Below are 12,382 nucleotides of genomic sequence, written 5' to 3'. Positions count from 1 at the left end.
ATGACCCGGATTGTCTATCTGAATGGCGACTGGCTGCCCGAGACCGAGGCGAAAGTCTCGGTCTTCGACCGCGGCTTCCTGATGGCCGATGGCATCTATGAAGTGACCTGCGTGCTGGATGGCAAGCTGGTGGATTATGCGGGTCACGCCGCAAGGCTTCAGCGCTCGGCCCGCGAGCTGGGTCTGACCCTGCCGCTGGACGAGGCCGGTCTTCTGGCCGCCCATCGCGAGATCGTGGCGCGCAATGGCATGGATCAGGGCATGATCTATCTGCAACTGACCCGTGGCGCGGCGGACCGTGATTTCGTCTACCCGCCGGCAGGCACACCGCCAACACTTCTGATGTTCACCCAGGCCAAGAACGTTCTGGAAAACGCGGCGGCCAATGTGGGGATCAGCGTCGCCCTTCTGCCCGATCTGCGCTGGGGACGTCGCGACATCAAGACCGTTCAGCTTCTCTATCCCTGCATGGCGAAGATGGAGGCGAGAGCTGATGGGGCCGACGATGCCTGGCTGGTCGAGGATGGCTTTGTCACCGAAGCCAGCGCCGCCACCTCGCATATTGTTACGCAGGAGGGCGTGCTCGTGACGCGGGACCTCTCGCACGCCCTGCTGCCCGGCGTCACACGCGCGTCGATTCTGGCGCTGGCCGCCGAGCATGGGCTGCGGGTCGAGGAACGCGCCTTTACCCCTGATGAGGCCAAGGCCGCACGCGAAGCCTTCATCACCTCGGCAACCAATTTCGTGGTGCCGGTCGTCGCGATCGACGGCGCGACCATTGGCGACGGCCAGCCCGGCGCGCTGACCCGCGACCTGCGCCGCTATTACATCGAAACCCGCCGTGCGGCGGCCATCTGAGGAGAGGGGTCATGTCCCAGTTGATCACCCGTGACACGAGCGGCGTCTATATCATCGCCGCCACGCCCTTTGCGCAGGATGGCGCGCTTGACAGTGACAGCCTGCGGCGTCTGGTCGACTTCTATATCGGCCATGGTGTGACCGGCCTGACCATCCTTGGCATGATGGGCGAGGCCAATAAGATGACGGCCGAGGAACGTCGGACGGTCATCGATACGGTGATGTCGCGCACGGGCGACTTGCCGGTGGTGGTGGGCGTCTCCGATGCCGGGATGGCGAATCTGGCTGATCTCGCGCGCTATGCGATGGACAAGGGGGCTGCCGGGGTGATGGTCGCGCCGAATGCGGGCCCCTCGCGGGAAGACCGGATCGAGGCCTATTTCCACGCCGTTTGTGATGCCCTTGGCCCGCAGGTGCCGGTCTGTTTCCAGGACTTCCCCTTGGCCACCGGCCTGCCGGTTTCCTCATCTCTGATTCGCCGTCTGTCGCAGGAAAGGGCGCAGATCGTCATGCTCAAGCACGAGGATTGGCCCGGTCTGACTAAGATCAGCCAGCTTCGCCAGCACGAGACGGCGCCTGGCGTGGCGCGCCTGTCGATCCTGACGGGCAATGGCGGGCTGTATCTTCCGCAGGAATTGCAGCGCGGCGCCGATGGCGCGATGACCGGTTTCGCCTATCCCGAGGCGCTGGTGCAGACTGTCGCGCTGCATCGCGCTGGCCGGGTGGACGAGGCGGAGGATCTCTTCGACCGCTATATCCCGATCCTGCGTCATGAGCAGCAGCCGGGCTTCGGGCTGGCGGTTCGGAAATATGTGCTGATGCGGCGCGGGGCCATCGCCAGCGCGGCAACCCGCGCGCCTGGGCCGAAGATGTCGGCGATGGACGCGGCCGAAACGGACCGGCTGATGACGCGGCTGGCAGAACGCCTGGCGGCCTGATCCGCCGCAAGTCACGCTGGTGCGGCCCGCCGATTGGGCGGGCCGGTCGATCCCGGCGCTAAAGAAGCGGGCCCAGGATGGCGAGCGTATTATAGGTCAGCCGCCGCCCGATGCCCCAGTTGCCCACCTCCTCCAGCGTCACCGGGCGAGACTGGCGCAACCATTCTTCTTGCCGGGCGCGCAGCTCTGCCGTGACGCTCCGGTCCGAGATCAGGATGTTATTCTCGTAATTCAGCTCGAAACTGCGCCGGTCCATATTGGCCGAGCCTATCAGCGCCAGATCGCCATCCAGCGTCAGGGTCTTGGCGTGCAGCAGCCCCGGCTGGAACTCGCACAGCCGCACCCCGGCCTCAAGCAGGCTTTCGTAATGGCTGCGACTGGCGGCACCCACGGCAAAATCATCGTTCCGGGCGGGCAGGATCAGCGTGACGGCGACGCCCCGCGTCGCCGCCGCACAGATCGCCGCCTGGATCATCTGGGTTGGCACATAATAGGGCGTGGTGATGAAAAGATCGTGCTGCGCCGCATAGATCAGGCTCGCGAAAAGCTCGGGCATGGCGGCGGCCCGATAGGTCGGTCCGGTTGCCACCACCTGCGCCACGAACCCCCCGTCCTGCTCCGGCACGGGCTGATGAAGAAGACCCGAGATATCGTCGCCGCCATTACCCATCCAATCGCTTGCGAAGAGATGCTGGCTCTGCCAGACGACCGGCCCTTCAAAGCGCATCATCACATCGACCCAGGGCGCGAAGCGTGCCTTTGGCAGGAAAGCCGGGTCGGCGCAGTTCTGGCTGCCGCAATAGGCAACGGCGGTGTCGACCACCAGAAGCTTGCGATGGTTGCGCAGATCGATCCGCCCGCTCAACATGCGCAGGATCGGGTTGCCGACCGGCAAGGCCCTGCGCAGCTTCACCCCGGCTGCCGCCATGTCTTTCCACAGCGCCGAACGCGTCAGGTGCCGCGATCCCAGGTCATCCACCAGCGCCCGACAGGTCACCCCCCGCCGGGCTGCGCGGATCAGGGCATTGGCCATCGCGCGGCCATTGCCGTCGTCAAGCCAGATATAGAAAGACAGATGGACCTGCTCTCGCGCCGCGTCGATATCGGCCACCATGGCGGCGATGACCGCATCGCTTCCCGCCATCAGCAAGGCACGGTTGCCGCCCACCGCCGGGTAACCCGAAATCGATTGCCCGACCCTTACCAGCGCCCGCGCGTCCTGAGCGAGAAGCCGGGGATCCGCCGGCCGGTTTGGCGGCGAGGGCAGACCGGAGATCACTTTCCGCATGATCCGCGCCCGCGCCTTGCCGATATTCGACTGGCCGACCAGCAGATAGGCCAGCGCGCCGACATAAGGCAGGACCAGAACGATCAGCAGCCAGGCAGCCCTTGTCTCGGGCTGGCGGTGCCGACGCAAAAGGATATGCGCGGTGACCAACAAGGTGACGGCAATGTGCAAGAAAAGGGCGAGCATGGAAACCTCAGCCAGGGCGCGCCAATCTTTCCCGGCTTTGGCCGCGACGCCAAGCCCCGCGCTCTGTTTCTCGCCCGGCTGCGACAGGTGATGCCAACCGCAGCACCAAGCGATAGCAGTAGAAGGGGCTGGCCGCCCTCGCTTGTCAGGACGTCATGCGCGCCCATCGGCACGCTGCACCCTCATGCGTGACGTCTCGCGTCGGCCTTGCCCATCTCTGCAATTGTGGAAGCCCGGAGCCCGGGCTTCCACGAAAGTCACATCAGCCGATGATGCTGACCAGCGTTGCCGAAGGGCGCATGACGGCTGCGGTCTTGGCCGCATCGGTGTGATAGTAGCCGCCCAGATCGGCCGGGCTGCCCTGCGTCGCGGCCAGCTCCGAGGTTATCTTCGCCTCATTCTCGGCCAGGGCTTTCGCGATCGGCGCAAAATGGGCGGCGAGGGCCGCGTCTTCGGTCTGCGCCGCCAGGGCCTGCGCCCAATACAGCGCAAAGTAATAGTGGCTGTCACGGTTGTCGGTCTGCCCGGCCTTGCCGCGCGGCGACTTGTCATGGTCAAGAACGCCCTGCGTTGCCACGTCCACGGCCTTGCCCAGGACCCGCGCCTTTGCGTTGCCCTTGGCATCGGCCAGGAACTTCAGGCTTTCCCCCAGCGCGCAGAATTCGCCGAGAGAATCCCAGCGCAGGTGGTTTTCTTCGACCAGCTGCTGCACATGCTTCGGTGCCGAACCGCCAGCGCCTGTCTCGAACAGCCCGCCGCCATTCATCAGCTTGACGATGGACAGCATCTTGGCCGAGGTGCCCAGCTCCAGGATCGGGAACAGGTCGGTCAGATAATCGCGCAGCACGTTGCCGGTGATGGCGATCGAATTCTCGCCCTGGCGGATCGTCTCAAGCGTCAGGCGGGTGGCTTTGGCGGGCGATAGGATCTGGAACTTGTCGGCCACCCCGGCGGCGGCCAGCAGGGGCTTCACATAGGCGATCAGCTGGGCGTCATGCGGGCGGTCTGCATCGAGCCAGAAGATGGCCTGGCAACCTTCGGCCTTCTGGCGGTCGATCGCAAGCTTGACCCAATCCTCGATCGGTGCCTTGCGGGCCGACGCCGCGCGCCAGATGTCACCCTTTTCGACAACATGCTCATGCAGAACATCGCCATTGGCGGCGATCAGCCGCACCGTACCATCGGCGGGGATCTCGAACGTGGTCGGGTGGCTGCCGTATTCTTCGGCTTTCTGCGCCATCAGGCCGATATTCTGCACCGTCCCGGACGTGCGCGGATCCAGCGCGCCGGTTTCCTTGAAATAGCGCACCGTCTCGTCATAGACCGGCGCGTAAGAGCTGTCGGGGATCACGCAATTCGTGTCGGCGGCCTTGCCATCCGGCCCCCAGCCCTTGCCGCCGGCGCGGATCAGGGCGGGCATCGAGGCATCGACGATCACGTCCGAGGGCACATGCAGGTTGGTGATGCCCTTGTCGGAATTGACCATATACATCGCCGGGCGATCCGCCATGACCTTGGCGATATCCGCTTCGATCTCGGCATGGTTGGGCAGGGCGGCGACCTGTTCCAGCAGCGTGCCAAGGCCCGAATTGGGGTTCACGCCTGCCGCGGCCAGCGCCGCGCCGTGCTTGTCGAAGATCGGCGCAAGAAAGGCCTTCACGGCATGGCCAAAGATGATCGGGTCCGAGACCTTCATCATCGTCGCCTTGAGGTGCAGCGAGAACAGGACCCCCTCTGTCTTGGCCGCGGCGATTTCCTTCTCCAGAAATGCTTTCAACGCCTTGGCCGACATGAAGGTCGCATCCACAACCGCGCCTGCCGGATAGTTCACGCCCGATTTCAGCACCGTGGCCGTGCCTTCCTTGGCCGTCAGCTCGATCTTTGCCGCCCCGGCCTGCGCCGCCGTCAGCGTCACCGATTTCTCGTTCGAGCGGAAATCGCCGCTTCCCATGGTCGCGACGCGGGTCTTGCTGTCCTTGGCCCAGGCGCCCATCGAATGCGGGTTGGCCTTGGCGTAGTTCTTCACCGCCACGGCGGCGCGACGGTCCGAGTTGCCCTCGCGCAGCACCGGGTTCACGGCCGAACCCTTGATGCCGTCATAGCGTTTCCGGGCTTCCTTTTCCGCATCGGATTGCGGGTCTTCGGGGTAATCGGGAAGGTTATATCCCTGGCTCTGCAATTCCTTGATCGCGGCCACAAGCTGCGGCACCGAGGCCGAGATGTTCGGCAGCTTGATCACGTTCGCGTCGGGCGTGGTGACGAGCTTGCCCAGCATTTCAAGGTCGTCTTCCTGGCGCTGCGCGGGGGTCAGCTTCTCTGGGAAGGCAGCGATGATGCGCCCTGCGAGCGAAATGTCGCGGGTGCCGATGGACACGCCGGCTGGCTTGGCGAAAGCGGTGATGATCGGCAGAAGCGAGGCCGAGGCCAATTGCGGTGCCTCGTCGACCTTGGTCACGATGATGTCTGGGGTCGCTTGATCGGTCATGTCTTATCTGCCTTTTCCCGGTTTCTGGCGCTTATTTGCACAACAAGGGGCCGCGACGCACCGAGCGATAGCGTCGCAACCCCCCTTTAGCCTGCATTAAAGCGTCAGACCACCTTGACCAAGAGGGTTCCAAGCCCGTCGATCGATGCTTCCATCGTATCGCCGCGCTGCACGGCGCCCACGCCCGAAGGCGTGCCCGACAGGATAACGTCGCCCGCCTGCAGTTCGAAATATTCCGACAGGTAGGAGATCATTTCCGGCACCTTCCAGATCATCTGGTTCATGTCGCCTTCCTGGCGCACGTCGCCGTTCACTTTCAGCTCGACCCGGCCCGCATCGGGATGGCCGATCTTGGCCACGGGATGCACCGGGCCGACCGGACCCGACAGCTCGAACGCCTTGCCGATTTCCCAGGGGCGGCCGAGCTTCTTCGCTTCGCCCTGCAGGTCGCGGCGCGTCATGTCCAGCGCCACGCCATAGCCCCAGACATGATCAAGCGCCTTGTCGACCGGGATGTTCGTCCCGCCGGATTTGAGCGCGACCAGAAGCTCGACCTCGTGATGCACATCCGAGGTATGCGCCGGATAGGGAAACGTGTCGCTCGCATAGAGGTTGTCGGGGTTCTTCTGGAAGAAGAAGGGCGGTTCGCGGTCCGGGTCATGACCCATCTCGACCGCGTGGGCAGCATAGTTGCGGCCGATGCAATAGACGCGGCGCACGGGGAACGCGCCGCCGCCAGCGACCGGGATCGACGGGGTGGGCGGCGCGGGGATTACGAAATCGGTCATATCTGCCTCTGGACGATAGGGATGCCGTCGGACGGTAGCGCGACCAATTTACCAAATCAATCCCGATTAAATGTCAGATTCCCGTCTTTGGCATACCAATTAATGATTGATCGCGCCAATAAAGCCCGATAGCCTCGATTCTGAAGCCATATTGGTTGACCAATTGTGGAGACATGGTTGATGCGCGACGCGGGTGCCGAGGCCCAGGATCCAGTGGAAAAGCTGCGGGTTTTCATTGCTGAGGGCGGCCATGTGAAGGGCAGTCGCCTGCCAGCCGAGCGGCAGATGAGTGAGGCCTTGGGTCTGTCGCGCGCCACGCTGCGGCGCGCCTTGGACGCGCTGGAACGCGAAGGCCTGATCTGGCGACATGTCGGTAAGGGCACGTTCCTGACCGATGGGGCGCCTGCGCAGGCGCCCAGTCTTGCGGCCGTGGAACTGGGCCGCCAGTTGACGCCGTTCCGCATGATGCGCGCACGCCTGGCGATCGAACCGGCGATTGCGCGCGAGGCGGCGGTGAACGCCTCCGGCGAGACCTTGCAGAAGATGCAGGTGGCCATTGCGCGGGCCAAGGCGGCCGAGTCCTGGGCGGAATACGAAGTTCAGGACGACCTTTTTCACCGGGCCGTGGCCGAGGCCAGCGACAATCTGCTGCTTCTGGCGCTGTTCAACCAGTTGAACGAGGTGCGTCGCGCCGTCGCCTGGGGCAGCGTGACCCGCGAGAGTCCGCGGCCCTCTCCAGATCATTCCAGTTTTGCCGAACACGATGCCATCGCCGCAGCGATTTCCAGCCGCGACGCGGGCGCCGCCTACGAGGCGATGCGGCGTCATCTTGGCTCGGTCGCGCGCCGTCTTTTCAGCGAGGTCTGACACGGCGCGGGAAATGCCTCGGGTCGGGAGAGGAGGCCCGACCGGAAAAGGAAGACAAGAAACGGATTCTCAGGGAGGAGAACCATGACGACATTCCTTGCAAGACTGGCCGGGGCTGCCCTGGCAACGGGGCTTCTGATCGGTGCGGCGCAGGCCGAAACCATCCGCATCGCGCTGGCCGAGCCGCCTTCGGACGAAATGGCCGCCTTCTTCGTGGCGCTGGACCGCGCCAAGGCGGCGGGACTTGACTACGAATGGACGGCATTTGCCGAAGAGGAACTGGCCATCCAGGCGGTGCTGAGCGGGGATATGGATATCGCCTTCGGCACGCCCTACGCCGCGATGCAACGCTCGAAAGCGCCGGTGCGGATCATTTTCCAGGTCTCGAAACTGGTGTTCTTTCCGGTTGCCACCAAGGAATATACCGAGCTGAAACAGCTCGACGGTGTGCCGATCATGCTGCATTCGCGCGGCGGCGGCACCGATTCCATCGCAAATGTCATCGAGGACCGCGAGGGCATCAAGTTCGGCGAGCGCTCGTATGTGCCGGGCTCGGGCAACCGCGTGGCGGCAATGTTGGCAGGGCAGGGGGTTGCCACGATCCTCGACCTGTCGAATGCCAACAAGATCGTCGCCGAGGCGCCGGATCGCTTCAACATCCTGCCCATGTTCGAGGTCAAGGCCAGCGACGAGGCGCTTTTCGCCAATCTCGACTGGATCAAGGAGAATGAAGAGGCCGTGAACACGCTGGTCAAGGCTCTGCATTCGACCTGGACGGACATGGCCAAGGACCCGACCATCATCAGCAAAGAAACCAATCCTGACGGACCGATCGGCCAGCTTCCGCCCGAGGTTCTTGCGGAACTGGACGGGTTCTACACCGAAGCGGTGGCCGGGGGTCTCTACGATCCGAATGGTGGCGGGCGCGAGGCGGCCAAGGCGGATCTGGAATGGTATGCGCTGGCGGGGCAGCTTGACGGCGACCCGGCGACGCTGAACCCGGACGATTTTTGGTACTTCGCGCCGCTTGATGCCGCGATGAAGTGACCCTTGCGGGCCGCCGGCATCCCTGCCGCTGGCGGCCCGATCCCTGACCTTCTGGCCAAGGACCTGCAATGCACCGCTCGCTTATCCTGAAACTTCTGTCGGCGCTGATCGTCTTCGGCACCTGGGAGATCGCGGGGCGTGTCCCCGTAAGCTACGCTTTCCCGACGTTCCTGGATTCCATGGCCGCCCTGGCGCGGATGACCTTCGATGGCACGATCTTCATAGCCTATGCCGAAACCCTGAAACCTCTCGTGCTGGGCCTGTCGATCTCGGCCGTGGTCGGCATTGGGTTCGGTCTTTGGACGGGCCTCAGCCTGCGGTCGGAATGGGCCTTCTCGCCCATCTTCATCGTGATGCAGGCGGCGCCGCTTGCGGCGCTGATCCCGATTCTTGTGATGGTCTATGGCATCGGGATCACGTCCAAGGTCTTCGTCGTCTGTATCATGGCCATGCCGGTCATTGTGTTGAACACCGCCGCTGCCGTGCGCAACACCCCCGCCTCCCTGCGCGAGATGGCGCGGTCGTTCATGGCGCGCGACCGGGACGTGCTGATCAAGGTGATCTTGCCCGCCGCCTCGCCGATGATCTTCTCGGGTCTGCGGCTGGGCGTCTCGGCAGGTTTCATCGGCGCGATCCTGTCGGAACTGAAGATCACCCCGACCGGCGTGGGCGACATCATCACCTACAGCCGGTCCATCGCCGATTATCCCAGCATGTATGCCGCGATCTTCTCGATCATCCTTCTGGCGGTCGTGTTCCTCAACCTGCTGGAGAAACTGGAAAATATTCTGTTCGAAGGGAACAACCGTGGATATGTCTCAGATTAAGCCGGCTGCGCCCCACCCCGTTCCGTCCGGCGAGATCGCCGTCTCCGTCCGCAACGTCTCGAAGAAGTATGGCGATGTGCAGGCGCTCAAGGACCTGTCGCTGGACTTTCCGCGCGGCGAGCTGACCTCGCTGCTGGGCCCCTCGGGCTGCGGCAAGACCACGCTTCTCAAGATCATCGCGGGGTTGATCCCGGCGAGTTCGGGCGAGATCGAGGTGAATAACCGCGCCGTCACCGGCCCCGGCCCGGACCGCGCCTTCGTCTTCCAGGATTTCGCGCTGATGCCCTGGGCCAGCGTGATCCGCAACGTGGCCTTCGGTCTGGAATTGCGCGGCGTGCCGAAATCGCAGCGCGAGGCGGTTGCCGAGAAATACATTCGCGAAGTCGGCCTTGCGGGGTTCGAGAAGAAATTCCCGCACCAACTCTCGGGCGGGATGCGTCAGCGCGTGGGTCTTGCGCGCGCCCTGTCGGTCGATGCGCCCGTCCTGCTGCTGGACGAGCCTTTCTCGGCGGTGGACGAACAGACCCGACGCAAGTTCCAGGAGGATCTGCTGCAACTTGTCGCGAACGAGAAGAAGACCTTCATCTTCGTGACCCATTCCATCGAAGAGGCGGTCTATGTCTCGGACCAGATCGCCATTCTGCTGCCGCGCCCCAGCCGGGTGTCCGAGGTCATCCGCCCGTCAAGTTTTCGGGACAAGGGGATCGAGAACATCCGCCGTGACCCGGAATATCTGGATATCGTCGACCGGATCTGGGCCTCGCTGCGCAGCTACGTGGAGTAGGCCATGACCCTCTTCGGCTATCGCTTGCCCGCGCTGTCTTCGCTGATCCTCTGGGCGCTGCTGTGGGAGATCGTGGGTCAGCTGGAGTTGACCTTCTTCATTCCACCCTTCTCGGAAGTGGTCGTCACCCTGATTGGCCTTCTGCCGACAAAAGCCTTTCTCAACGCGCTGTGGACAACGGGCTATGCTTTCTGCGCCGGCGTGTTCTTCGCGGTTGTGATCGGGGTTCCCGTGGGCATCCTTATGGGCAAGAGCCGCATCCTGGACGAGCTGCTGCTGCCCTGGGTCAACATCTTCCTTTCGGCGCCCCTCACCGCGCTGGTGCCCGTCCTGATGGTTCTCTTCGGCTTCGGCACCAAGACGGTGATCATAACGACCTCGCTTTTCGCGATCTGGATCATCATCCTGAACGCCCGCGCCGGGGTGATGCAGATCAATCGGTCGCTGGTCGAAATGGCACGCAGCTTTGGCGCCTCGTCCTGGGATGCCTTCTCCAAGGTCTATTTCTGGGCGGCCCTGCCCGAGATCCTGGGCGGGGTGCGGATCGGGGTGGTCCGGGCGGTGAAGGGCGTGATCATCGGCCAGCTTCTGATTTCCATCGTTGGCTTTGGCGCGTTGTTCGAGCTTTACTCCTCGAAATTCCTTATGGCGGAATTCTGGGCTGTGCTGCTGGTCCTGTTTGGACTGGCCTTCGCCCTGTCCGAAGTGCTTGCCTGGATGGAACGCAAGATTTCCTACTATGCCGCCTCGCGCTAGGCTGGCCCGAGACGGAGAAAAGACATGACCCAGACTCTTGCCGCGCTTCTGGCGGATTGGCCAGATCGGGCGCCCGCTATCGGGGCACCGGGGCGCGAGTGGATGGATTACGGCGCGCTGCGGGCGCTGGCCGACAGCGTTTGGGTCCAGTTGCGGTGCTTTGGCGTCGGCGCGGGCGACAGGGTGGCAATCGTCTTGCCGAACGGGCCGGAAATGGCAGCGGCCTTCGTGACCATCGCCCAGGCGGCGGTAACGGCGCCGCTGAACCCGAGCTATCGGCTGGAAGAGTTCCGCTTTTATCTCGAGGATCTCAAGGCCCGCGCCATCGTCGTGCCCGAAGGCTATGAGGGCGCGGCGCTTGAGGCTGCCGCGCCTCTTGGCATCACGGTCCTGCGGTTGCATGGCGGTAGCGGCCCGGCTGGCACGTTCTCGCTGACCGGGCCGGCAATGGCCCCCGCCCCGGCCGAGACGCCAGGGCCAGAGCATACGGCGCTGATACTGCATACTTCGGGCACGACCTCGCGCCCGAAGATCGTGCCCCTCTTGCAATCGAACCTTGCGGCGTCTGCGCGCAATGTGGCGGAGTCGCTGGCGCTTTCGCCGCAGGATCGCTGCCTGAATGTCATGCCTCTTTTCCATATCCACGGCTTGATCGCAGCGGTTTCCGCTTCGCTTTCCGCAGGGGCATCGGTCTTCTGCGCCCCGGGTTTCGATGCGCTGAAGTTTTTTGGCTGGATGCAGGAGGCGCGGCCAAGCTGGTATACGGCCGTACCCACCATGCATCAGGCAATCCTTGCCCGCGCCGCCCGCAACCGCGACACCATCAGGGCCAATCCCCTGCGCTTCCTGCGCTCGTCATCGGCATCGCTTCCCGCGCAGGTGATGCTGGAATTGCAGGAGACCTTCGTTGCCCCCGTCATCGAGGCCTATGGCATGACCGAAGCGGCGCATCAGATGGCCTGCAATCCGCTGGCCTCGGGCGCGCAAAGGCCCGGTTCCGTCGGTGTGGCGGCGGGGCCGCTTCTGCGCATCGCGCATGAGGTGGAGAACCGCCTGATCGACGGCACGGGCGAAGTGGTGATTTCGGGTCCGAATGTGACGCCTGGTTATGAGGGCAATCCCGAGGCCAATGCCAAGAACTTCTTCATGGAGGACGGTCTGCGCTGGTTCCGCACCGGCGATCAGGGCGCGCTGGATGCCGAAGGCTACCTGCGCCTGACCGGGCGGCTGAAAGAGATCATCAACCGCGGCGGCGAGAAGATCTCGCCGCTCGAGGTGGACGGCGTGCTGCTTGACCATCCGGCAGTGCAGCAGGTTGTTGCCTTTGCCATGCCACATCCGAAACTGGGCGAAGAGGTCGCGGCGGCTGTTGTTCTGCGCGAGGGGCAGTCCGCCACCGAGCGGGAGATTCGCGACTTCTGCACCTCCCGCATGGCTGATTTCAAGGTTCCGCGCCGGGTGGTGATTCTGGAAGAGATCCCCAAGGGCGCGACGGGCAAGTTGCAGCGCATCGGCCTTGCGCAGAAACTGGGTCTGGGCGAACCGGGATAGGGCAGCA

At 63.9% G+C, this 12,382-nt stretch carries 11 protein-coding genes; 8 read left to right on the top strand and 3 right to left on the bottom strand.

Annotation, left to right across the window (positions count from 1 at the left end):
* Positions 1-858 carry a D-amino-acid transaminase gene (locus ACED67_RS08620; protein ID WP_395541183.1) on the top strand — a complete coding sequence of 286 codons (858 nt, stop codon included), beginning with the start codon at positions 1-3 and terminating at the stop codon, positions 856-858.
* Between the two features lie 11 nt (positions 859-869).
* The gene (locus ACED67_RS08615) at positions 870-1,796 is read left to right on the top strand and encodes a dihydrodipicolinate synthase family protein (protein ID WP_395541182.1); all 927 of its coding nucleotides are present in this window, start codon (positions 870-872) and stop codon (positions 1,794-1,796) included.
* Positions 1,797-1,854: 58 nt separating this feature from the next.
* Here ACED67_RS08615 and cls read toward each other — a convergent pair whose 3' ends face one another.
* The 3 genes from cls to ACED67_RS08600 form a co-directional block, all read right to left on the bottom strand.
* Positions 1,855-3,270 (bottom strand): cardiolipin synthase, encoded by a 1,416-nt coding sequence (cls, locus tag ACED67_RS08610; RefSeq protein WP_395541181.1) that lies wholly within the window; start codon positions 3,268-3,270, stop codon positions 1,855-1,857.
* Between the two features lie 262 nt (positions 3,271-3,532).
* Positions 3,533-5,755, bottom strand: a complete 2,223-nt coding sequence (locus ACED67_RS08605) for an NADP-dependent isocitrate dehydrogenase (protein ID WP_395541180.1) — start codon at positions 5,753-5,755, stop codon at positions 3,533-3,535.
* A 104-nt stretch (positions 5,756-5,859) separates the two neighbouring features.
* Positions 5,860-6,543, bottom strand: coding sequence for a fumarylacetoacetate hydrolase family protein (locus tag ACED67_RS08600; RefSeq protein WP_395541179.1), 684 nt, complete (start codon positions 6,541-6,543; stop codon positions 5,860-5,862).
* A gap of 180 nt (positions 6,544-6,723) precedes the next feature.
* Here ACED67_RS08600 and ACED67_RS08595 point away from each other — a divergent pair, with 180 nt between their 5' ends.
* The 6 genes from ACED67_RS08595 (at position 6,724) to ACED67_RS08570 (ending at position 12,375) form a co-directional block, all read left to right on the top strand.
* Positions 6,724-7,410, top strand: a complete 687-nt coding sequence (locus ACED67_RS08595) for a FadR/GntR family transcriptional regulator (RefSeq protein WP_395541178.1) — start codon at positions 6,724-6,726, stop codon at positions 7,408-7,410.
* An 84-nt stretch (positions 7,411-7,494) separates the two neighbouring features.
* Entirely contained in the window at positions 7,495-8,457 is a 963-nt protein-coding gene (locus ACED67_RS08590; RefSeq protein WP_395541177.1) for an ABC transporter substrate-binding protein, read from the top strand.
* Between the two features lie 68 nt (positions 8,458-8,525).
* The gene (locus tag ACED67_RS08585) at positions 8,526-9,284 is read left to right on the top strand and encodes an ABC transporter permease (protein WP_395541176.1); all 759 of its coding nucleotides are present in this window, start codon (positions 8,526-8,528) and stop codon (positions 9,282-9,284) included.
* Positions 9,271-10,068, top strand: coding sequence for an ABC transporter ATP-binding protein (locus ACED67_RS08580; RefSeq protein ID WP_395541175.1), 798 nt, complete (start codon positions 9,271-9,273; stop codon positions 10,066-10,068). The genes ACED67_RS08585 and ACED67_RS08580 overlap by 14 nt, the downstream gene beginning before the upstream one ends.
* Positions 10,069-10,071: 3 nt before the next feature.
* Complete coding sequence (locus ACED67_RS08575) at positions 10,072-10,824, top strand: ABC transporter permease (protein WP_395541174.1); 753 nt, start codon at positions 10,072-10,074, stop codon at positions 10,822-10,824.
* Positions 10,825-10,848: 24 nt separating this feature from the next.
* Positions 10,849-12,375, top strand: a complete 1,527-nt coding sequence (locus tag ACED67_RS08570; protein WP_395541173.1) for an acyl--CoA ligase — start codon at positions 10,849-10,851, stop codon at positions 12,373-12,375.
* Positions 12,376-12,382 lie beyond the last annotated feature (7 nt).

The organism is Neotabrizicola paludis (assembly GCF_044142105.1).
Classification (GTDB): domain Bacteria; phylum Pseudomonadota; class Alphaproteobacteria; order Rhodobacterales; family Rhodobacteraceae; genus Pseudogemmobacter.
This window is presented reverse-complemented; position numbering and strand designations above follow the sequence as displayed.

What these genes read in the sequence shown, in the direction of transcription:
- ACED67_RS08620 (WP_395541183.1), top strand. Translation starts at nt 1, where the DNA reads ATGACCCGGATTGTCTATCTGAATGGCGACTGGCTGCCCGAGACCGAG.
- ACED67_RS08615 (WP_395541182.1), top strand. Translation starts at nt 870, where the DNA reads ATGTCCCAGTTGATCACCCGTGACACGAGCGGCGTCTATATCATCGCC.
- cls (WP_395541181.1), bottom strand. Translation starts at nt 3,270, where the DNA reads ATGCTCGCCCTTTTCTTGCACATTGCCGTCACCTTGTTGGTCACCGCG.
- ACED67_RS08605 (WP_395541180.1), bottom strand. Translation starts at nt 5,755, where the DNA reads ATGACCGATCAAGCGACCCCAGACATCATCGTGACCAAGGTCGACGAG.
- ACED67_RS08600 (WP_395541179.1), bottom strand. Translation starts at nt 6,543, where the DNA reads ATGACCGATTTCGTAATCCCCGCGCCGCCCACCCCGTCGATCCCGGTC.
- ACED67_RS08595 (WP_395541178.1), top strand. Translation starts at nt 6,724, where the DNA reads ATGCGCGACGCGGGTGCCGAGGCCCAGGATCCAGTGGAAAAGCTGCGG.
- ACED67_RS08590 (WP_395541177.1), top strand. Translation starts at nt 7,495, where the DNA reads ATGACGACATTCCTTGCAAGACTGGCCGGGGCTGCCCTGGCAACGGGG.
- ACED67_RS08585 (WP_395541176.1), top strand. Translation starts at nt 8,526, where the DNA reads ATGCACCGCTCGCTTATCCTGAAACTTCTGTCGGCGCTGATCGTCTTC.
- ACED67_RS08580 (WP_395541175.1), top strand. Translation starts at nt 9,271, where the DNA reads ATGTCTCAGATTAAGCCGGCTGCGCCCCACCCCGTTCCGTCCGGCGAG.
- ACED67_RS08575 (WP_395541174.1), top strand. Translation starts at nt 10,072, where the DNA reads ATGACCCTCTTCGGCTATCGCTTGCCCGCGCTGTCTTCGCTGATCCTC.
- ACED67_RS08570 (WP_395541173.1), top strand. Translation starts at nt 10,849, where the DNA reads ATGACCCAGACTCTTGCCGCGCTTCTGGCGGATTGGCCAGATCGGGCG.